Annotated in this window: 19 protein-coding genes; 10 read left to right on the top strand and 9 right to left on the bottom strand. The window is 55.0% G+C overall.

What is annotated here, in order from left to right:
• Positions 1 to 10: 10 nt before the first annotated feature.
• Complete coding sequence (locus tag ACQG0S_RS17690; RefSeq protein ID WP_022649254.1) at positions 11 to 1,186, bottom strand: oligogalacturonate lyase family protein; 1,176 nt, start codon at positions 1,184 to 1,186, stop codon at positions 11 to 13.
• Between the two features lie 300 nt (positions 1,187 to 1,486).
• On the opposite strand from ACQG0S_RS17690, the gene kduI reads away from it, so the two are divergent.
• From kduI to araE, 3 genes are all read left to right on the top strand, one after another.
• Positions 1,487 to 2,323, top strand: coding sequence for a 5-dehydro-4-deoxy-D-glucuronate isomerase (kduI, locus tag ACQG0S_RS17685; RefSeq protein WP_017382863.1), 837 nt, complete (start codon positions 1,487 to 1,489; stop codon positions 2,321 to 2,323).
• A 63-nt stretch (positions 2,324 to 2,386) separates the two neighbouring features.
• Positions 2,387 to 3,148, top strand: coding sequence for a 2-dehydro-3-deoxy-D-gluconate 5-dehydrogenase KduD (gene kduD, locus ACQG0S_RS17680; RefSeq protein WP_003862835.1), 762 nt, complete (start codon positions 2,387 to 2,389; stop codon positions 3,146 to 3,148).
• A 312-nt stretch (positions 3,149 to 3,460) separates the two neighbouring features.
• Complete coding sequence (araE, locus tag ACQG0S_RS17675) at positions 3,461 to 4,876, top strand: arabinose-proton symporter AraE (RefSeq protein WP_023298523.1); 1,416 nt, start codon at positions 3,461 to 3,463, stop codon at positions 4,874 to 4,876.
• A 70-nt stretch (positions 4,877 to 4,946) separates the two neighbouring features.
• Here araE and ACQG0S_RS17670 read toward each other — a convergent pair whose 3' ends face one another.
• The 4 genes from ACQG0S_RS17670 to ACQG0S_RS17655 are packed head-to-tail and all read right to left on the bottom strand — an operon-like array spanning position 4,947 to position 9,172.
• On the bottom strand, positions 4,947 to 6,233 hold the full coding sequence (locus tag ACQG0S_RS17670; protein ID WP_023298522.1) for an ABC transporter substrate-binding protein: 1,287 nt from the start codon (positions 6,231 to 6,233) through the stop codon (positions 4,947 to 4,949).
• A gap of 13 nt (positions 6,234 to 6,246) precedes the next feature.
• Positions 6,247 to 7,374: an ABC transporter ATP-binding protein gene (locus ACQG0S_RS17665; protein ID WP_063137621.1), complete on the bottom strand. Its 1,128-nt coding sequence runs from the start codon at positions 7,372 to 7,374 to the stop codon at positions 6,247 to 6,249.
• Between the two features lie 12 nt (positions 7,375 to 7,386).
• Complete coding sequence (locus ACQG0S_RS17660) at positions 7,387 to 8,289, bottom strand: carbohydrate ABC transporter permease (RefSeq protein ID WP_022649251.1); 903 nt, start codon at positions 8,287 to 8,289, stop codon at positions 7,387 to 7,389.
• Positions 8,282 to 9,172 carry a carbohydrate ABC transporter permease gene (locus tag ACQG0S_RS17655; RefSeq protein ID WP_426750644.1) on the bottom strand — a complete coding sequence of 297 codons (891 nt, stop codon included), beginning with the start codon at positions 9,170 to 9,172 and terminating at the stop codon, positions 8,282 to 8,284. The genes ACQG0S_RS17660 and ACQG0S_RS17655 overlap by 8 nt, the downstream gene beginning before the upstream one ends.
• A gap of 543 nt (positions 9,173 to 9,715) precedes the next feature.
• Here ACQG0S_RS17655 and wzz(fepE) point away from each other — a divergent pair.
• A complete protein-coding gene (gene wzz(fepE) / locus ACQG0S_RS17650) occupies positions 9,716 to 10,852 on the top strand; it encodes an LPS O-antigen length regulator Wzz(fepE) (RefSeq protein ID WP_023298520.1) in 1,137 nt (378 codons plus the stop codon).
• Between the two features lie 33 nt (positions 10,853 to 10,885).
• On the opposite strand, the gene ACQG0S_RS17645 is transcribed toward wzz(fepE), so the two are convergent.
• Positions 10,886 to 11,209 (bottom strand): cupin domain-containing protein, encoded by a 324-nt coding sequence (locus ACQG0S_RS17645; RefSeq protein WP_048965692.1) that lies wholly within the window; start codon positions 11,207 to 11,209, stop codon positions 10,886 to 10,888.
• Between the two features lie 135 nt (positions 11,210 to 11,344).
• Between ACQG0S_RS17645 and ACQG0S_RS17640 the strand changes: the two genes are divergently transcribed.
• Complete coding sequence (locus tag ACQG0S_RS17640; RefSeq protein ID WP_023306862.1) at positions 11,345 to 12,037, top strand: aspartate/glutamate racemase; 693 nt, start codon at positions 11,345 to 11,347, stop codon at positions 12,035 to 12,037.
• Here the strand turns inward: ACQG0S_RS17640 and ACQG0S_RS17635 are convergent.
• Positions 12,032 to 12,958: a LysR family transcriptional regulator gene (locus ACQG0S_RS17635; protein WP_022649247.1), complete on the bottom strand. Its 927-nt coding sequence runs from the start codon at positions 12,956 to 12,958 to the stop codon at positions 12,032 to 12,034. The two genes, ACQG0S_RS17640 and ACQG0S_RS17635, sit on opposite strands and share 6 nt — an antisense overlap.
• 120 nt (positions 12,959 to 13,078) lie before the next feature.
• Here ACQG0S_RS17635 and lysA point away from each other — a divergent pair, with 120 nt between their 5' ends.
• Positions 13,079 to 14,341, top strand: a complete 1,263-nt coding sequence (gene lysA / locus ACQG0S_RS17630) for a diaminopimelate decarboxylase (protein ID WP_048965691.1) — start codon at positions 13,079 to 13,081, stop codon at positions 14,339 to 14,341.
• Here lysA and ACQG0S_RS17625 read toward each other — a convergent pair.
• A complete protein-coding gene (locus ACQG0S_RS17625; RefSeq protein ID WP_022649245.1) occupies positions 14,311 to 15,348 on the bottom strand; it encodes a LacI family DNA-binding transcriptional regulator in 1,038 nt (345 codons plus the stop codon). The two genes, lysA and ACQG0S_RS17625, sit on opposite strands and share 31 nt — an antisense overlap.
• Positions 15,349 to 15,647: 299 nt before the next feature.
• Here ACQG0S_RS17625 and ACQG0S_RS17620 point away from each other — a divergent pair, with 299 nt between their 5' ends.
• The 4 genes from ACQG0S_RS17620 (at position 15,648) to ACQG0S_RS17605 (ending at position 19,733) form a co-directional block, all read left to right on the top strand.
• Positions 15,648 to 16,973, top strand: a complete 1,326-nt coding sequence (locus tag ACQG0S_RS17620) for a PTS sugar transporter subunit IIC (protein WP_006811828.1) — start codon at positions 15,648 to 15,650, stop codon at positions 16,971 to 16,973.
• Positions 16,974 to 16,980: 7 nt separating this feature from the next.
• Entirely contained in the window at positions 16,981 to 18,408 is a 1,428-nt protein-coding gene (locus ACQG0S_RS17615; protein WP_048965690.1) for a glycoside hydrolase family 1 protein, read from the top strand.
• Positions 18,409 to 18,486: 78 nt separating this feature from the next.
• On the top strand, positions 18,487 to 19,260 hold the full coding sequence (locus tag ACQG0S_RS17610) for a GntR family transcriptional regulator (RefSeq protein WP_022649243.1): 774 nt from the start codon (positions 18,487 to 18,489) through the stop codon (positions 19,258 to 19,260).
• Positions 19,257 to 19,733: a GNAT family N-acetyltransferase gene (locus ACQG0S_RS17605; RefSeq protein WP_022649242.1), complete on the top strand. Its 477-nt coding sequence runs from the start codon at positions 19,257 to 19,259 to the stop codon at positions 19,731 to 19,733. The genes ACQG0S_RS17610 and ACQG0S_RS17605 overlap by 4 nt, the downstream gene beginning before the upstream one ends.
• Here ACQG0S_RS17605 and galR read toward each other — a convergent pair.
• On the bottom strand, positions 19,688 to 20,710 hold the full coding sequence (gene galR, locus ACQG0S_RS17600) for an HTH-type transcriptional regulator GalR (protein WP_003862806.1): 1,023 nt from the start codon (positions 20,708 to 20,710) through the stop codon (positions 19,688 to 19,690). The two genes, ACQG0S_RS17605 and galR, sit on opposite strands and share 46 nt — an antisense overlap.
• Positions 20,711 to 21,215 lie beyond the last annotated feature (505 nt).

The raw sequence follows: 21,215 nt of genomic DNA, 5'->3' as shown, positions 1-21,215 counted from the left end.
ACTAACTCATTCAGGCATGCAACATTTCAGGTTGCTCGGGGAGTTTCGCGATATAGAGGGCTGGTTTGCCGTCTTTATCGGAACTGTACAGCACCGCTTTTTCGTCCGGCGTGAAGGACGGATGCGGGTGGGTTACCTGGCGGCTGTTCGCCACCGTAGCCCAGGAAGTGTCATGACGGGCAATGCGGTAATAGGCTTTCTTCGCCACGTCAAAGGCATACAGATAAGGATCGTTATCAATGGTGTAGCCGCCGGTGTCTTTCACATCGACAGGCGTGCCGGAACCGTCGCCAACCAGCATGGTGCCGTCGACGTTGCTCATCAGGTGCGAACAGGCGGGCATGTTCATTACCGCTTCATTCACACCGGTGTCCGGATTGAAGCGGGAGATGGTGCGCCCTTGCTGACCTTTCAGGTAAGAGACGTAGATCAGCGCGGACCCGTCCGGCACCCAAAATTCATGCGTGCAGCTTTCCCCTTCCGCGTGCGTTTTCACTTTCCGCACGTTGCTGCCATCTTCGTTGACCAGCCACATGCGGGCGTCAACCAGGTCGTGTGGCCCTTCATGACAGAAGGCCACGGTATTGTCATCGAACGGGCGATAAATCGGATGTCCCAGCCAGATCTTCTCGTCATGGATGGTGGTGCTTTCACCCGTTTTTAGATCAACGCGCAGCAGGCGGCAGTGCGGCCCTTTGTGGAAGAAGTCGTGGAAAATTTTCCAGTCGTTGAGTGGCGTCCAGTCACGTCTGGCAATCTCAATACCTACCAGTTTGGTGCAGTCGCTGTTCGCGACCCAGGTGCCGTAGCCAACCCACTCTTCCGGGACGCGGTACACTTCGCGCTCTGCCAGCGTCTTTAAATCCACCTCAAGCAGGGTGCGATCGTTTTTCACATAGTAGAGGGATTGATCGTCCGGAGAGAGGAACCCGCCAAAGGTGTTATCGCCCGCGCCTTCGGTCAGCTGCACCGCTTCGGCGTTTTTCAGATCCAGCAGGTAATAGTTCCAGTGACCGTCGAACTCCCCGGCGAACAGCAGGTGGCTGCCATCGTTAAAGAAGCACTTCTGGTAAAAGTAGTTGCGATGACAGGTTACTTCCGGTGGGGTCAGGCGGGTAACTTCCACGCCTGTATCCGGATCGCGGCTGACCTCGTAGTTCAGCTTGACCCGCATACCTTTAGCCATAATGCACTCCTTTGAACGCGTAATATAGGTTGAAAACTAGGTGTTAAATTATCAAAACATCGTTTCATTGTGTGTGACTGACAGCGCAAATTCTCAGTTTCTTTAACCAGATTGAGGGGCTTAAAGATTTATCGTGATCGAAACACCATTTCTGGCATAAACATACAGAAAAAATGAAACGTTGTTTTAAATGTAATTGAAAACCCCATGTACAGGGGATAATATGTGTTCATCACGAAAACGGAACATTGTTTCGTTATTCATCTTTGCCTTCGGGCACGATCAATTCTGGAGGTTTACGTGGACGTCAGACAAAGCATCCACAGTGCGCACGCAAAAACGCTGGATACTCAGGGGCTGCGCAGTGAGTTTTTAGTTGAGCAAGTGTTCGAAGCCGACAAGTACACCATGGTCTACAGCCATATTGACCGCATTATTGTGGGCGGGATTATGCCGGTGGCGAAAACCGTCTCCGTGGGCGGTGAAGTGGGCAAACAGCTGGGCGTGAGCTACTTCCTCGAACGCCGTGAACTGGGCGTGATTAACATTGGCGGGCCGGGCACCATAACCGTCGATGGCCAGTGCTACGAAATTGGTCACCGTGACGCGCTGTACGTCGGAAAAGGCGCGAAAGAAGTGGTGTTCGCCAGCATCGATGGCAGCAAACCGGCGAAGTTCTACTACAACTGCGCCCCGGCTCATACGACTTACCCAACCAAAAAAGTCACGCCAGCGGACGTTGCCCCGGTGACCCTTGGTGACAACCTCACCAGCAACCGCCGCACCATCAATAAATACTTCGTACCGGATGTGCTGGAAACTTGCCAGCTCAGCATGGGGCTGACCGAGCTTGCGCCGGGCAACCTGTGGAACACCATGCCGTGCCATACCCACGAGCGCCGCATGGAAGTCTATTTCTACTTCAACATGGATGAAGATGCCTGCGTGTTCCACATGATGGGACAGCCGCAGGAAACTCGCCATATCGTGATGCACAACGAGCAGGCGGTCATTTCGCCAAGCTGGTCCATCCACTCTGGCGTGGGAACGAAAGCTTATACCTTTATCTGGGGTATGGTCGGTGAAAACCAGGTCTTCGATGACATGGACCACGTCGCTGTTAAGGATCTGCGCTAGTCGCAGGCAGTTAAGCATACATCTGCCTGTTGGTGACAGGCGCTGAACGATTAAGGAACAAACATGATTCTGGATGCATTTTCTCTGCAGGGTAAAGTGGCTGTGGTTTCCGGGTGTGACACCGGGCTGGGGCAGGGTATGGCGTTAGGTCTGGCGGAAGCGGGCTGTGATATCGTCGGGATTAACATCGTAGAGCCAACGGAAACCATCGAGCGCGTCACCGCGCTGGGCCGTCGTTTCCTGAGCCTGACCGCGGACCTGCGCAAAATCGATGCGATCCCTGAACTGCTGGATCGCGCGGTGGCGGAGTTCGGGCATATCGATATTCTGGTCAACAATGCGGGCCTGATTCGCCGTGAAGATGCGATTAACTTCAGCGAAACGGACTGGGACGACGTGATGAACCTGAACATCAAGAGCGTGTTCTTTATGTCCCAGGCGGCTGCGAAGCACTTCATCGCGCAGGGGAAAGGCGGCAAGATCATCAATATTGCCTCCATGCTCTCTTTCCAGGGCGGCATCCGCGTACCGTCTTACACCGCATCGAAGAGCGCCGTGATGGGCGTGACCCGTCTGCTGGCGAACGAGTGGGCGCAGCACAATATCAACGTCAACGCGATTGCGCCGGGCTACATGGCCACCAACAATACCCAGCAGCTGCGTGCTGATGAAGAGCGCAGCGCGGCAATTCTGGAACGTATTCCAGCGGGTCGCTGGGGTCTGCCGAGCGATCTGATGGGCCCGGTTGTGTTCCTGGCTTCTCCGGCTTCGGATTACATTAACGGCTATACCGTCGCCGTTGACGGCGGCTGGCTGGCACGTTAATTCAGCCTTAATAAAGAACCTCTGCCCTCGGGTGGAGGTTTTTTTTGCGCCAAAATTGGCTTTATCCATATCCTTAAAGATGAAAAATCCATACTAAAAAGGAATAAATGACGGGTATCACACATTTATTGCTTAAATATTAACTAATTAATAAAAAATAAGGTTAAACCACCCTGATTTGAAATTGTAATGTCCATCACAGAACGGTATGTCGTAGCGAAATAATCCATATCTTCACCAGTTCCGACCTGACACTTTCTTCCGGTATCTCGTAATTTCACTTAACGAATTTCGCTGTTGAGGCAGGAAACTATGACATCTATAAATGACTCTACCCTTATGCCCGCTGCGCTGCGCGATACCCGACGCATGAACCAGTTTGTTTCTGTTGCGGCCGCCGTAGCCGGTCTACTGTTTGGTCTGGATATCGGCGTTATCGCTGGCGCACTGCCCTTTATTACCGACCACTTTACGTTAAGCAACCGCCTGCAAGAGTGGGTGGTGAGCAGCATGATGCTGGGCGCGGCCATCGGCGCGTTGTTTAACGGCTGGCTGTCGTTCCGTCTCGGGCGCAAATACAGCCTGATGGTTGGGGCGATCCTGTTCGTCGCAGGCTCCATCGGCTCCGCGTTTGCGACAAACATAGAAGTGCTGCTGCTTTCACGCGTGCTGCTTGGCGTAGCGGTGGGTATCGCGTCCTACACCGCGCCGCTTTATCTCTCTGAAATGGCAAGTGAGAACGTGCGCGGGAAGATGATCAGTATGTATCAGCTGATGGTGACGCTCGGTATCGTGCTGGCGTTTCTGTCGGATACGTACTTCAGCTACAGCGGCAACTGGCGGGCAATGCTTGGCGTGCTGGCGCTGCCTGCGCTGCTGCTGATTGTGTTAGTCATTTTCCTGCCGAACAGCCCGCGCTGGCTGGCGCAAAAAGGGCGTCACGTGGAGGCGGAAGAGGTGCTGCGCATGTTGCGCGACACGTCTGAAAAAGCGCGTGAAGAGCTGAACGAAATCCGCGAAAGCCTGAAGCTGAAGCAGGGCGGCTGGTCCCTGTTTAAGGCGAACCGCAACGTGCGCCGCGCGGTGTTCCTCGGCATGCTGTTACAGGCGATGCAGCAGTTTACGGGGATGAACATCATTATGTATTACGCCCCGCGCATTTTTAAAATGGCCGGTTTTACCACCACCGAACAGCAGATGATCGCCACGCTGGTGGTGGGGCTGACCTTTATGTTCGCCACCTTTATCGCGGTGTTCACCGTTGATAAGGCCGGACGTAAACCCGCCCTGAAAATTGGCTTTAGCGTGATGGCGCTCGGCACCTTAATCCTTGGCTACTGCCTGATGCAGTTCGATAACGGCACGGCGTCAAGCGGCCTCTCCTGGCTCTCCGTGGGCATGACCATGATGTGTATCGCCGGTTACGCGATGAGCGCCGCGCCGGTGGTGTGGATCCTGTGCTCTGAAATACAGCCGCTGAAATGCCGCGACTTTGGTATCACCTGTTCCACCACCACCAACTGGGTGTCGAACATGATCATTGGCGCGACCTTCCTGACGCTGCTGGATGCGATTGGCGCGGCAGGCACCTTCTGGCTCTATACGGTGCTGAACGTGGCGTTTATCGGTGTGACCTTCTGGCTGATCCCCGAAACCAAGGGCGTGACCCTGGAGCATATTGAACGCAAGCTGATGAGAGGGGAGAAACTACGTAATATCGGCGTGTAATGTAATTGCCCGGTGGCGCTTCGCTTACCCGGCCTACGATACCGTGTAGGCCGGGTAAGCGGCTTAGTGTTTACCGCATCGCACGTCTCAAAATACGCTCCGCCTGACGCTGGAAGTCAGCGGCCGTCTCTTCCACGGTTTTCTGCCCGTAGTCGATATACTGCAAAGAAGTACCGAACTGCGCCACAATCTGTGGGTCGTCAAAGTATGGCGAGACGGTGAGTTTCGCCGGCAGCGACTGCGCCAGACGCAGGCCTGCAACGGAAGGATCGTCCTCTTTAATGGTGCCGTCTTCAGTCAGATACTGCACCGCTACTTTGCTCAGCGGTACGCCACGCTCAAGGCCCAGCGTATCGACCCCTTCTTTGCTGTTGAGCAGGAAATTAATCAGCTTCGCCGCCGCTTCCGGGTTTTTGGTCGACTTACCAATCGACAGCATTTGCGCCGGTTTGAAGAACAGGCCCGCGTCGGTGGCGCCCGGCAGCATTGGGTAGCTGCCCAGCTCCAGTTTCGCCGGTGGCTTCAGGTTGTCGGAATATTTGTTGATGGTGGAGTTCCACATATAGGTGCCGCCCCATTCTCCCTGGATCCACGGCTTCATCTCATACATGTTGCTCTTACCAAATGAGGCATAATATTTGGTGTCCGGCATGACGTGGCTGTCGATCAGCTTTTTGTAGGTCTGGAAGAACTCCACCCACTGTTCCTTTGTGTAGCTGAACTTTTTGGTTTTCTCATCCACCGCAGGAATGTTGTACTTCTGTATCATGTAGGAATTCAGCAGCGCCAGCGTATCCTGGTGCTCGAGGATCACCGGGTAGTATTGCTTACCGAGCTTGCTCTCGAAGGTTTTACCGGCCGCCATCAGCTCGTCCCAGGTTTTCGGGTACGCAATACCCGCTTTTTTCCAGGTTTCGTCATTGAAGTAGAACACCCGCGCCGTCACCGAGATCGGAATGCCGTTCAGCTTGCCATCCACGGTGGTGGTTTGCAGCTCTTTGGGATCGAACTGCGACAGGTCGATCACCTCCTTCAACTTGTTCAGATCGTAGAAGCCGTCACCGGTTTTGGAGAAGATCGGCAGCCAGTTCCAGTTCGTCTGCATTACGTCTGGCTCGGTTCCACCCGCAATCTGGGTGGTCAGACGGGAGAGGTGACCGTCCCAGCCGGTGTATTCCGCTTTCACGTTGATGTCCGGGTTCTGCTTATGGAACTCCTCCAGCGCTTTCAGGGTGACCTGGTGACGGCCGTTGCCGCCCCACCAGGACATCCGTAAATCCACATTCTGCGCCATCGATGGCAAAGCGGTAAGGCCCAGGGTCGCGGAGATAGCTGCGCTTAAAAGCACTTTTTTCATTTTTATCACTCCATCAGAGAGAGAGGTTCTGTTCAGTTTTTGCGTCAAAAATATGACACTTATTCATATCAAACGTGAAATACACCTTACGATGAAGTCCCTTATCAATCATTGGTTTAGCTTCATCGGAAGGGATTCTTGCGGTCAGTTCGTAGTCCGCGACCTTCAGGTACACAAAGAATTCGTGGCCCATGTTCTCAACGCGCACCATCTCCCCGCTACAGCCGCCGTTCAGGAAGGGCTCATCAGAGAGCGACACAAATTCCGGACGCACGCCGAAGAAGATCTCCTGACCCGCGTAAGCGGCGACTTTCTCCTGCTTCTCCGCGTTCAGCGGCATGCTTTCATCACCAATGGCGATGTGCAGCTGTCCCGCTTTTTCGACCAGCACGCTTTTGCGTATATTCATCTCCGGCGCGCCGATAAAGCCCGCCACGAACATGTTCTTCGGCTTGTGGTAGAGATTGTCCGGCGTATCCACCTGCATGATATGGCCGAGCTTCATCACGCAGATGCGGTCGCCCATGGTCATCGCTTCGGTCTGGTCGTGGGTCACGTAAACGGTGGTGGCCGGTTTTCCGGATTTCTTCAGCTGCTTATGCAGGTCGGAAATACGGATACGCATCGAGGCGCGCAGTTTGGCGTCGAGGTTTGAAAGCGGCTCATCGAACAGGAACACATCCGGTTTTTTCACAATCGCACGGCCTACCGCCACGCGCTGCGCCTGGCCGCCGGAAAGCTGGCGCGGCAGGCGGTCGAGCAGCTCTTCAAGCTCAAGAATTTTAGCGGCTTCATTCACCTGGGACTCAATCTGATCTTTCGGCAACTTGCTCAGCTTGAGGCCAAAGGCCAGATTCTCGCGCACCGTCATGTGTGGATAGAGGGCGTAGTTCTGGAACACCATCGCAATCCCGCGCTCTTTCGGCGCGAGGTTGTTCACGATCTTGTCGCCGATACGTACCTCGCCGCCGCTGATGGTTTCCAGTCCCGCCAGCATGCGCAGAGTAGTGGATTTGGCGCAGCCGGATGGGCCGACGATCACCATGAATTCCCCTTCGGCGATTTTAAGATCGATAGCGTGTACCGCTTTAAAACCGTTGGAGTAGACCTTTTCCAGCTTGTTGAAAATAACTTCAGCCATGGTATTTCCCTCTTAACCTTTAATTCCGCTGCTGGTGACGCCCTGTACGAAGTAGCGCTGTGCCAGGAAGAAGACAATGATGGATGGCAGAATGGAGATGCTCGCCATTGCCAGAATTTCGTTCCACGGCGCCCCTTCGGTGACGTCGATGGACATTTTCAGCGCCAGTGCAATCGGGTATTTATCCACGCTGTAGACATAAATCAGCGGCCCGATAAAGTCGTTCATAGACCACATGAACTGGAACAGGGCGACGGAGATAATGGCCGGTTTAAGGATCGGCACAACCACGTACCACAGCACCTGAAGGGAGTTACAGCCGTCAATCTGCGCCGCTTCTTCCATGTCACGCGGGACGCCGCGCAGGAACTGGATCAGCATGAAGACGAAGAACCCCTGGGTGGCGAAGGCCAGCGGCAGGTACAGCGGCATATAGCTGTTCAGCATGCCCATCTCACGGAACATCAGGTACTGCGGGATCAGCAGCACGGTGCTTGGCAGCAGCATGGTGGTAATGAGCGTGGCGAACCAGAACTTCTTCCACGGGATCTCGAAGCGGGCAAAGCCATACGCCACGATGGTGGAGGAGATAATGGTCAGGATCACTTTCGGGATCACATACTTAAAGGTGTTCAGCATGTAGTGGCCGAAGTTGTACTCGGTGCCGGTTTTCCAGCCGTTGATGAAGCCGTCCCAGGTGGCATGGGCAGGCCACAGGCTCAGGGTGGTGAAGATCTCGTGGTTCGGTTTGAACGACGCGGAGAACATCCACACCAGCGGGTAAAGCATCAGCAGGCCGACAAACAGCAGGATCGCATAGCGAACGGTGGCATTGATTTTCTCTCTGCGCAGCGTGCGGGCTACTTCGCGTTCGGCGATGCTTCTTGCCGTGGAGAGTTGTTGAATATCAGCCATTTTTGCCTCCTTTATCGGCGGAGTAGAACACCCAGTATTTCGACGACTTAAAGGCGATACCGGCGAAGACGGCCACCACCAGGAACAGGATCCACGCCAGCGCCGCGCCATAACCCATATCGAAATACTTAAACGCGGTGTCGTAGATGTAGAGCGAGAACAGGTAGGTCGAATAGGTCGGCCCGCCGCCGGTGATCACGTACGGCCCGGTAAATTCCTGGAACGCCTGCGTGGTCTGCATGATGAAGTTGAAGAAGATCACCGGCGTAATCAGCGGCACGGTCACCTTCATGAACATCTGCCATTTCGATGCGCCATCGATCATCGCCGCTTCATACTGGGACTGCGGTACGTTTTGCAGCGCGGCCAGGAAGATGACCATCGCGGAACCGAACTGCCAGACGCGCAGCAGGGTAACGGACATTAGCGCCAGTGACGGTTCACCCAGCCAGTTCACCGGGTCAAAACCAAATACGCCGATAAAGCTGTTCAGCAGGCCATCGATGGCAAATAAGGCGCGCCACAATACGGCAATGGCGACGGAACTGCCGAGGATCGACGGAATATAGTAGGCAGTACGGAAAAATCCGATGCCGCGTAATTTAAAGTTCAGGACAAAGGCAATCCTTAATGCGAAGGCGAGCTTTAACGGAATGGTTAAAAATACGTATGCAAAGGTCACGCCCATTGATTTCCAGAAGAGCGTGTCTTCGGTAAACATGTAGCGATAGTTTTCGATGCCGTTAAACACCGGCGGACTCATCAAATCGTAATCCGTAAAGCTGAGGAAAAATGATGAGACGAAGGGGAATGCCGTAAAGAGTATCAACCCGATGATGTAGGGTGATATCCATGCGAGCCCCAGCAGCTTGTTTTCATTCATACATACCTACCTGGCGATCAATGGTTTAAAACGGAATCTGCTTTGTTACATCTTCCCAGGCCAGCATCGCGCGGCATGAGAGCTGAATTTTAGGGTGCAATATCTGGCGTCGGCTAAATATAAAATTGTTTATTAACGCATTTTTGCCTTCCTCTTTGCGCTAAATGCGTTGGGTTTCAAAAGAGCTGAACCGCCGTTCTTGGATACTAAAACATCGTTTTATTTTATATTATTGCGATTTATTTCTGCGTCATTCGCTTAATGATGGAAATGTGATCAGCGTCGAAACGCTGTTTCAATATAGTGAGGGAGGTGGCATTTTTGCCTTTTCACGGACGTTCGTCGGGACTGCGAGGAGGCGATACGAAGCACAAGTGGAAACGGGAAAAACAATAGTCACGCAGCGTGGCTAACTACCAGATCTGATAGCAGGTCTACAGATGTACCAATTCGGCATTCAGATAATTCTTACATTCTTGTATGATTTCTTAAACCGGAACCAGTCAGGCAGAATTTCACTGCATCCTTAAAAGAAGAACAGTTATGTCAGCAATGGATTTCAAACAACATACGGATCTCAACTTTCCTCACTATGCTCCCCCGGCGGTCAGCGCTAAAGAAATAGATCTCCTGGGTCTGCTGGACGTCCTGCTGGCAGCAAAAAAACGCATCATTACCATTGTGTTTGCATTTGCACTGGTCGGCCTGGCAATCGCCTTCCTGATACCGCAAAAATGGACCAGTAAAGCGGTCATTACGCCAGCGGAACAGACGCAGTGGAGTTCGCTGCGCCAGATGATGGTGACGCTGCAGGTGCTTGATGTGGACGTTAAAGTTACCCGTGCGGATGTATTTAATCTGTTTATCAAAAAGTTTCAGTCTCAGTCCCTGCTTGAAGAGTACATGAAGAGCTCTCCTTACGTGATGGCTCAGCTCGATGGCGCCGAGGTTGACCCGCTGGAGCTGCACCGCGCGGTGGTCAATATCGCCGAAAAGATGAAGGCTATTGATAACACCCAGGAAAAAAATGCTGATAAAGCACCGTATCTCTCCTGGACGTTAAGCTTCACTGCCCCAACGGCAGAGGACGCGCAGAAAGTGTTAAATGGTTACATTCAGTACATTTCCCGCATCGTCGAGCAGGAGACCATGCAAAACATCCGCGATCAGCTGATCCTGAGAACCAAAACGGTTCAGCAGCAGCTGGAGCTGGATCGGGTTCGACTGACCAATATCCACAATACCAACCTGCAACGCCTTAACTACTCGCTGGAAGTGGCGAACGCGGCAGGGATCAAAAAGCCGGTTTACAGTAACGGACAGGCGGTGAAAGACGATCCGGATTACTCCGTCGCGCTTGGCGCGGACGGGATTGCGCAGAAATTGCAAATTGAGAAAAATCTGAAGGATGTTTCTGAGCTGAACGCCGATTTCCAGAACCGCGAATACTATCTGGCGCAGCTGCAAAAACTCTCCTTCGAAGACGTGAGCCTGGAGCCGTTCAAATACCAGCTCTCTCCTTCTATGCCGGTGAAAAAAGATGGCCCGGGCAAAGCACTGATCGTGCTGCTGGCGGGTATTCTGGGTGGGCTGTTCGCCTGTGGCAGCGTGCTGCTGCGCGAAGCAATGCGCTCCCGCAACCCGCTGCCGGAACAACTTCCTGAGCCGGTTACGGAATAACATGAAAAAAGGCGCTCTGATGAGCGCCTTTTTTTATTTCAGGAAATCCTCGCGTACCGGCGTAAAGGTATCCAGCAAGGTGCCGGGTTTGAGGCAAACGCAGCCGTGCATCACGTGCGGCTTTTTATAGAGAGTGTCGCCCGCCGTCACCACATGCTTTTCCTCGCCAATGGTGAACTCAAATTCCCCCGAGAGAACGTAGGTGAGCTGCTCATGCGGGTGGTTATGCCGCGGGCCAATCGCACCTTGCTCGAAATTCACTTCCACTGCCATCATCCTGCCGTCGTGCGCCAGAATACGACGCGTCACGCCGTTGCCCAAATCCTCAAGCGTGGTCTCTTTATGGAAAATAAACATATTTTCGCCCTGTTATGTAATGAAACATTGTTTCATTTAACTTATCTCAGCCGCAGCGAAAAGAAAACGTTTAGCCAAATAACTGGAAAGGCGATCACAAGTTTGCTTCACTGGGTGAAACGTACAGGAGGAAAGATGAAAACGATCGGTCTGTTAGGGGGCATGAGCTGGGAATCAACGATCCCGTACTACCGCCTGATTAATGAAGGCGTCAAACAGCGTCTGGGCGGTCTGCATTCGGCCAGCCTGCTGCTGCACAGCGTGGATTTCCATGAAATAGAAGCCTGCCAGTCGAGCGGGGAGTGGGACAAAGCCGGGCAAATGCTGGCAGACGCCGCACTTGGCCTGGAGCGTGCGGGCGCGCAGGGTATTCTGCTGTGTACCAACACCATGCATAAGGTGGCGTCGCATATTGAAGACCGCTGTTCGCTGCCGTTCTTACATATCGCGGATGCCACCGGGCGTGCCATACGTGCCGCCGGCATGACGCGCGTGGCGCTGCTGGGGACGCGCTACACCATGGAGCAGGATTTTTACCGCGGGCGGCTGAGTAGCCAGTTCGGGATTGAAAGCCTGATCCCGGAGGAGGCAGACCGGGCGCGCATTAACCAGATTATTTTTGATGAACTGTGCCTCGGCACCTTCAGCGAAGCTTCGCGCGCCTGGTACGTCAGCGTGATTGAGAAACTGGCGCAGCAGGGGGCGGAAGGAGTCATCTTCGGCTGTACCGAAATTGGCCTACTGGTGCCGGCAGACCAAAGCCCGATACCGGTCTTTGATACCGCCGCCATCCATGCCGCGGATGCGGTGGAGTTTATGCTGTCATAAAGGTTTTTGCAGGTCAGGTAACCGAAGCGCCACCTGACGCGCGTGCGCAATCAGGTGTTCACTAAAGGCATCAACCAGCGCTGAGGCGGGCCGGTGCAGCGGGCGGATCAGGCTTACGGTAAAGGGAACGGAAACGCTAAAACGGCGCAGAACCACGCCGCTGCTGGCGTAGTCCATAGCCGTGAGCGGGTTCACCACCGAAATACCCACGCCCGCGCGCACCATCGCGCAAATTGATGCCGCACTGTGCGTTTCCATCACCATCCGCCGCTTCACCTGATGTTCGGCAAACAGGCCATCCAGAAGCTGTCGGTAGCTGTCGGTCTGCGACAGGCTGATATAGTTCTCACCGTGAAAATCTGCCGGGGTCAGAACTGCTTTGAAAGCAAGCGGGTGGCTGGCAGGCAGCACGCAGACCTCATCCAGCGAGAGCAGCTCCGTGCGTTCCGTTCCCGCTGGCGTGACGAGGGTTTCGGTCAGACCCAGATCGTGGCGCTGGGCCGAAAGCCACTCCTCCAGCAGCGGCGACTCCTGCGGCACGATGGTCAGGCTGACCTCCGGATAGCGGGCCAGAAACGGCTGTAGCAGTACCGGCAGGAACGACTGAGAAAAGACCGGCAGGCAGACGATGGACAGCTCGCCCTGGCGAAACTCCCTCAGGCTCTCCGCCGCGCTCACGATCCTGTCCAGCCCGTACCAGGAGCGCTGAACCTCCTCAAAAAGACGTAAACCCTGCACCGTTGGATGCAGCCTGCCGCGGGTGCGTTCAAACAGCTTCAGCCCCAGCACTTTCTCAAAACGCGCCAGCTCGCGGCTGACCGTCGGCTGCGAGGTGTGCAGCATCTGCGCGGCTTCAGTGAGATTGCCGGTGGTCATCACCGCATGAAAAATCTCGATATGGCGTAGGTTAACGGCGGGCATAGGGCACCTGATGGCTGAGCGTGGTCCATATCATTTTTGCATAGACTCACGATAAAACGATATTTTTTATTCTCTTCAGGCTGTGGCGTAATGATAAAAAACAGAATACCGGAGACGACCATGCCACGCCCGCTCAACCAGACCGAAACCGATTTAAACGCCGATAACCTGCTGCGCCTGCCTGCCGAATTCGGCTGTCCGGTGTGGGTCTACGATGCGCAGATTGTTCGCGAGAAAATCGTCGCGCTGCATCAGTTTGACGTGGTGCGTTTTGCGCAGAAGGCCTGCTCCAATATTCATATTCTGCGCCTGATGCGCGAGCAGGGCGTGAAGGTTGACTCCGTATCGCTGGGTGAAATCGAACGTGCGCTGGCGGCCGGGTTTGATCCAAAGGCCGATAGCGACGCGATCGTCTTCACCGCTGACCTGATAGACGACGCCACGCTGGCGCGCGTGCACGAGCTGCAAATCCCGGTGAATGCCGGTTCGGTGGATATGCTGGAACAGCTTGGGCAGGTTTCCCCGGGCCATCGCGTCTGGCTGCGCATCAACCCGGGCTTTGGTCACGGTCACAGTCAGAAAACCAACACCGGGGGCGAAAACAGCAAGCACGGGATCTGGTATGCCGATATGCCTGCGGCGCTGGAGGTTTTACAACGTTACAACCTTAAGCTGGTGGGTATTCACATGCATATCGGATCCGGCGTGGATTATGGCCATCTTGAGCAGGTCTGTGGCGCGATGGTGCGTCAGGTTATCGATTTTGGCCAAGATCTGGAGGCGATCTCCGCCGGGGGAGGGCTTTCGATCCCTTACCGCGAAGGGGAGGAGGCGATCGACACGGATCACTATTACGGCCTGTGGAGCGCCGCGCGTGACAGCATTGCCGCTCATCTGGGCCATGCGGTGAAGCTGGAGATTGAGCCGGGTCGTTTCCTGGTCGCCGAAGCTGGCGTGCTGGTGGCGCAGGTGCGGAGCGTGAAGGAGATGGGAAGCCGTCACTTTGTGCTGATTGATGCTGGCTTCAACGACCTGATGCGCCCGTCCATGTACGGCAGCTATCATCACATCACCGCGCTTGCCGCCGATGGCCGCGATCTGGTCAACGCCCCGCGCATCGAGACCGTTGTTGCCGGCCCGCTGTGTGAATCCGGTGACGTCTTTACTCAGCAGGAAGGCGGGAAAGTCGAAACCCGTTCGCTGCCAGAGGTAAAACCGGGAGATTATCTGGTGCTGCATGATACCGGTGCATACGGGGCGTCTATGTCTTCGAACTACAATAGCCGTCCGCTGCTGCCGGAAGTGCTGTTTGATAATGGCGTGGCGCGGCTGATTCGCCGTCGCCAGACCATTCAGGAATTGCTGGCGTTAGAGCTGGTCTGATTAAACCAGGGCCCTGTTGTCACCGAATCGCGTAACACCAGCGTGCCGGTGAACGGTGGGATCGCTTCAACCGGCTGGTTTTTTGCCAGCCGGATCGCCTGGTCGATCGCCGTCACGATCATGTTGTCGATCGGCAAATACACCGACGACAGGGCAGGCTCCAGCCACTTTGCGCTGGGGGCATCGTCAAAACCAAACAGCGAAATATCCTGCGGGATCTTCAGCCCGGCCTGGTGTAATGCTTTGGAGGCGCCCAGGGCCATATCATCATTACAGGCAAACAGGGCGCTGAACGATGTCTTTTCCGCAATCAGCTCCTTGCACAGCTCGTAACCCCGCGTCATGCCTGCATCGCCGTATTTAATCCGCCGCTCATCGAGACGAATACCGTGCTTCTCCAGCGCCTTACGGTAGCCCATCAGCCGCGCTTTACCCGTTGGGGTGTGGATCGGGACGGTGATACAGGCGATCTCCCGATGGCCTTGGCTTATCAGGTAATCCACCGCTTTGAAGGCTGCGTCCTGCTGTTCAAAGAAGACGCAGCGATCCGCCGCCTGGCTCACTTCGCGGTTAATGATCACCAGCGGCGTCTGCACGCTGTTGATCAGCTTCAGGATCGTCTTTTCGCTCATGTAACGCGTGTACAGCACGATGGCGTCGCACTTGCGGTCGGCGAGCATCTGCACCGCCAGTTCTTCCTGTTCAGGGGCATCGTGACCGTCGGTAACAATCAGCTGTTTACCGTGCGTTTCGGTCTGCCGTGACGCCTGCTGTAGCAAACGACCAAAGTAAAAACCGTCGAACGTCGAGACGACCAGACCGATGCTGTTGCTGGTCTGGTTAGCCAGCGAGCGCGCGAGAAAGTTCGGACGATAGCCCAGCTCCTCCATCGCGCGAAATACCTGCTGGCGCGTGCTCTCTTTAACCTGACCTGTGCCGTTCAGCACGCGCGAAACGGTGGCCTTCGACACGCCCGCACGCAGTGAGACATCCAGCATTGTTGCCATTCGAAATTCCTGTTTCCACGTAATGGTTTGCAGTTTAACACAGACCATCCGGCGCATAAGCGACGTGGGAAGGACAAAACCCCATAACGATCACGCTTTTCAGTAACGATCCTCGCCCGCGGAATAAATGCCTGTCATTGGTATACCAAAATGGTGATAAATCATAATCTGGAATACCTCTAACGGCGTTGGGAGCTTAATCACAGAACAAATCGCCTGTGGACGCTATTTTTGGCATACCAATAGTATCCGGCTGTACACCTTATTCAATAAAAGCCCTTTTACTGAGGTATTACCCTATGGCATTTCAGGAAAAACTGATCGACGCTCTGGGCAGTTTTGCCACTACCTTCAACAGCTATCGCTATATCCAGGCGATCAAGTCTGCGTTTATTACCTTAATGCCAGTCATCATAGTGGGGGCGTTCTCGGTATTGATCTCCAATATGGTGCTGGATCCGAAAAACGGTCTGGCGAGCTTTCAGTCGCTGTCGTTTCTCGCGGCCTTAAAGCCGATCACCAGCGCGCTCAACTATGCCACGCTGAATTTTCTCAACATCGGCGCGGTGTTTTTAATCGGCATTGAGCTGGGGCGTATTAACGGCATTAAGTCCCTGTTCCCCGGCCTGCTGGCGGTGATCTGCTTTATCTGCGTGACGCCGACCACGGTGGAAATGCTGGTGGACGGTGAGATGCACGTGGTGAAAGATGTGCTGCTGCGCCAGTTCTCAGATACCCGCAGCCTGTTCCTCGGTATGTTTATCGCCATCCTGTCGGTGGAGATCTACTGCTGGCTGGAAAACCGCAAGGGGCTGAAAATCAGGATGCCGGACACGGTGCCGCCGAACGTTGCCGCGTCGTTCTCTGCGCTGATCCCGGCCATTATCACCACCACCGCCATCGCCACCTTTGGCTTCGTGTTTCATCAGGTTACCGGCATGTATCTCTACGACGCGGTTTATCAGGTGGTACAACAGCCGCTGGAGCGCGTGGTGCAAAGCCTGCCGGGGATCCTGCTGCTGATGTTTGTCGCCCAGCTGTTCTGGGTGATTGGTATTCACGGCAACCAGATGATCAAGCCGATCCGCGAGCCGCTGCTGCTGGGGGCAATCACCGTTAACATGAGCGCGTTCGAGCAGGGCAAAGAGGTGCCAAACATCATCACCATGCCGTTCTGGGACGTCTATATGAGCATCGGCGGCTCCGGCCTGACCATCGGCCTGCTGATAGCCGTCATGATTGCCACCAAACGTAAAGAGATGAAGGAGATAGCCAAGCTCTCCATCGGGCCGGGTATTTTTAATATCAATGAGCCGGTGATCTTCGGTATGCCAATCATGCTCAACCCGATCCTGGCTATCCCCTTCATCATCACGCCGCTGGTGACGGGCTCGATTGGCTACTTTGCCACCGTGACCGGATTTGCCGGGAAAGCCGTGGTGATGGTGCCCTGGACCACGCCGCCGCTGATCAACGCCTGGCTGTCAACGGCGGGCTCCATGGGGGCGGTGATCACCCAGTTTATCTGCATCGTGACCGCGGTGATTATCTATCTGCCGTTTGTGAAAATTGCTTCACGCCGCGCAGAGCAGGCCGCACTGCAACAAGCCACCGATAACGCATGAGGATACGATGAGCACAAAACAGATAGCCATACCGCAAGATTTTATTCTGGGTGCGGCGGCATCGGCCTGGCAGACCGAGGGCTGGAGCGGCAAAAAGCCGGGGCAGGATTCGTGGATCGATCTCTGGTACATGAACGATCGTCACGTCTGGCACAACGGCTATGGTCCGGCGGTGGCAACCGACTTTATCAATCGCTTCCGCGAAGATGTAGCGCTGATGAAGCAGGCGGGACTGACGCACTATCGCACCTCGATCAACTGGTCGCGCTTTTTAACCGACTATGAAAATGCGACGGTAGATGAAGAGTACGCCGCGTATTACGACGCGCTGTTCGATGAAATGCACCGTCAGGGCATTGAGCCGATGATCTGCCTGGAACACTACGAATTGCCGGGCGTGCTGCTGGAGACCTACGGCGGCTGGGCGTCAAAGCACGTCGTCGAGCTGTTCGTTCGCTATGCAGAAAAGGTATTTGAGCGCTTTCACGGCAAAGTCACCCGCTGGTTTACCTTCAACGAACCGATTGTGGTCCAGACGCGCGTCTACCTTGACGCGCTGCGCTGGCCCTATGAGCAGAGCACCAGCACCTGGATGCAGTGGAACCACCATAAGGTGCTGGCGACGGCGAAAGTGGTGAAGCTGTTTCGCGAGAAAGGGTATGACGGCACGGTGGGCTGTATTCTTAACCCGGAAGTGACCTATCCGCGCTCCCGCGCGCCGCATGACGTGCGAGCGGCAGAGATGTACGATCTGTTCTACAACCGCGTCTTTCTCGACCCGCTGGTGCACGGGCGCTATCCGCAGGCGCTCTTTACCCTGCTGGCGCAGCATCAGGTGCAGTGGGACTACACGGCTGACGAGCTGGCGCTGATTGCCGACAACACCGTCGATGAGCTGGGCATTAACCTCTATTACCCGCATCGCGTCAAAGCCCCGTCCCGCGCCTGGCACCCGGAGACGCCGTTCCATCCGGCGTACTACTACGAGCCGTTTGAGCTGCCCGGACGGCGTATGAACACCTCCCGCGGCTGGGAGATCTTTCCGCGCATTATTTACGACATGGCGATGCGGATTAAAAACGACTATCGCAACATTGACTGGTTTGTGGCGGAAAGCGGGATGGGCGTGGAGAACGAAGTGCAGTATCGCAATCGTGACGGTGTCATTGACGACACGTACCGCATCGCGTTTATCAGCGAACATCTCTACTACACGCTGCTGGCGCGGGAGGCGGGGGCAAACTGTCACGGTTATATGCTGTGGGCCTTCACCGACAATGTCTCCCCGATGAACGCGTTTAAAAACCGCTACGGGCTGATTGAGATCGACCTTGAAAATCAACGCGCACGGCGGGCAAAGAAATCAGCGTCCTGGTTCCGCCAGCTGCGCGATGAGCGTGTGCTGACGCTCAGGGTAGACGATGAATGGAAGTAAGCCTTCTGGTAAAATAGCGCACAAACTGGCCGGGGGGACGTCCGGCCCGCGCATTAACTGAAAAACACAGGTGAAAACGTGGATAAGGCTGTCATCCTGCCGGAAAAAAAACAGTACCAGGAAATTGGCGAGGATTTACGGGCGCAGATTATCCAGGGGCATTATCCCGTGGGATCGCGTCTGCCGCCGGAGCGCAACATCGCCGAGACGTATGGCGTCAGCCGCACTATCGTGCGCGAGGCGCTGCTGATGCTTGAGCTTCAGGGAACGGTGGATATTCGCCAGGGGTCAGGCGTGTACGTGATGCGCATTCCGGAAGAGCATGAAAACGAGGAAGAGCGTTTTCTGAACAGTGACGTTGGGCCGTTTGAAATTCTCCAGGCGCGTCAACTGCTTGAAAGCAACATCGCTGCCTTTGCCGCAAAAATGGCGACACGGGCGGACATCGACAACCTGCGCCGCATTATCGAGCAAGAGCAACGGGCGATTGCCGTCGACGATCGCAGTCAGGACAACAACAAAATGTTCCACCTGGTGCTGGCTGGGGCCACACAAAACCAGATGCTGCTGGCGACGGTTGAGAGCGTCTGGCATCACATGGACAGCAGTCCGCTGTGGCAGCAGTTCAATGGCCATATCGCCAGCCGCGCCTGGCGCCTGAAGTGGCTCGGAGACAGGCAAACCATTCTCGCTGCGCTCCGCCGCCGCGACGTGATGGGGGCGTGGCAGGCGATGTTCCAGCATCTTGAAAACGTCAAAAAGAGCCTGCTTGAGCTGTCAGACGAAGACGCGCCCGATTTTGACGGCTATCTCTTCGAATCGGTCCCTCTTTTCCAGGGGAAGCTGGTGTGAATATACTGCCGCTTCACGCTGCGCCGCAGTTTACACAGCAGGTGATCGACTGGATCTGGAACGCGTTTGGTGAAGGTATGCCGCGTGCCTTTTTCCAGAGCATTGTCGAGCACAGCCTGACGCCAGGCGAGTTACCGCTCACCTTTATTGCCGTTGATGATGACCAGCTGCTGGGCACCGTTGGGTTGTGGCGTTGCGATTTAATTTCCCGACAGGATCTTCATCCCTGGCTGGCTGCGCTGTATGTCGATGAAGCCGCGCGGGGAAACGGGCTGGCGGGAAAACTTCAGCAGCATGTTATCGGCTACGCGCGACGCGCCGGGTATCACGAGCTTCATCTCTGGTCTGCCTGCCGCGACTTCTACGAACGTTACGGCTGGCACTACATCGGTGATGCGCTGGAATACCCGGATAAAACCGTCCATCTCTATCGCTGTTCGCTCACGGCTTCCGCGGGCGATACCACCGAGTGACGGCGCACTAAGGTTGGGCTGAACAGGTGGGTAATTTCCGGTGGCGGGCGATGCTCGGCCAGCGCTAACGCCAGTTCTGCCGCCTGCGTTGCCATGGTCACAATCGGGTAGCGCACGGTGGTCAGGCGAGGGCGCACGTAGCGCGACACCAGCACATCATCAAAGCCAATCAGCGAAATTTCTGCCGGGACGTCGATTCCGTTATCATTCAGCACGCCCATCGCGCCGGCGGCCATGGAGTCGTTATAGCTGGCCACGGCGGTGAAATTCCGCCCGCGGCCCAGCAGCTCGGTCATCGCCTGCTCGCCGCCACTCTCATCCGGTTCTCCGTACGCCACAAGACGATCGTTGCACGGCAGACCGGCTTCGCGCAGCGCGTCGTAATAGCCCTGAAGGCGATCTTCCGCATCGGAAATTGGGTGGTTGGAGCACAGATAACCAATTCGGGTATGGCCCTGCTGGATCAGGTGACGGGTTGCGAGCCATGCGCCGTAACGGTCGTCGAGCGCCACGCAGCGGGTTTCAAATCCGGGAATAATACGGTTGATAATCACCATCCCCGGCATCTGTTTCATCAGATGGATCAGTTCGGCGTCGGGGATCATTTTGGCATGGACCACCAGCGCCGCACAGCGATGACGGATTAACTGCTCAATGGCCTGGCGTTCTTTCTGTTCATTGTGGTAGCCATTACCAATCAGCAGGAAATTACCGGTGTGATAAGAAACTTGTTCTACGGCTTTGACCATCGCACCGAAAAACGGATCGGATACATCCCCGACCACCAGCCCGATGGTTTCTGTCGACTGTTGGGCAAGGGCGCGTGCGTTGGCGTTAGGGTGATAATTCAGGTTTTCCATGGCGTCCTGCACGGCCTGGCGTGATGCATCACTCGCTTTAGGGGAGTTGTTGATCACGCGGGAGACGGTCGCGACGGAAACACCGGCCAGACGAGCCACATCCTTAATTGTCGCCATTCAATACCTTCTTATAGGGGTAAGCGTTTACACACTAACTAGTGTTGCGGAAAAGCGGCGTGCATTCAAGGGGAGCAGGTGAGCGTCCTCTGCAAACGTGAAGCAGAACATCCCTCGCGGTGTAATCGTTACACGGCCAGTCATGTCTGAATAATATCAATCTGAACCTTTAGTTACACTTTGCCTCAGGCTGTTGCGATTGTCCGTTGGCAACGATGCGTTGTGAATTGCTAGAGTCGAGATCCCAGAGGTATTGATAGGTGGAATCAACTTCGGTTGATTAACACGATTTACACCAACCTGCGTTTTACGCAGGTTTTTTTTTGCCTGTAAGTTCAACCTGTAACAGCAAAAGAGATTATTCACACCTGGTTGCACTTCGGCTCATTCCCTTGCGTTTTCCTGCTGGCGAAGTCTGTCGCCGGAGGCCACAATCAAGATCCCAGAGGTATTGATTGGTGAGAATTCCTGGTACGTTTTCGTACTCTTCACTTGCACCAACCTG

The sequence above is a fragment of the Enterobacter cloacae complex sp. 418I7 genome, from assembly GCF_050030705.1.
GTDB classification, from domain to species: Bacteria; Pseudomonadota; Gammaproteobacteria; order Enterobacterales; family Enterobacteriaceae; genus Enterobacter; species Enterobacter intestinihominis.
Note: the sequence above shows the minus strand (reverse complement) of the source record. Positions and strands in the feature narration are given on the sequence as shown.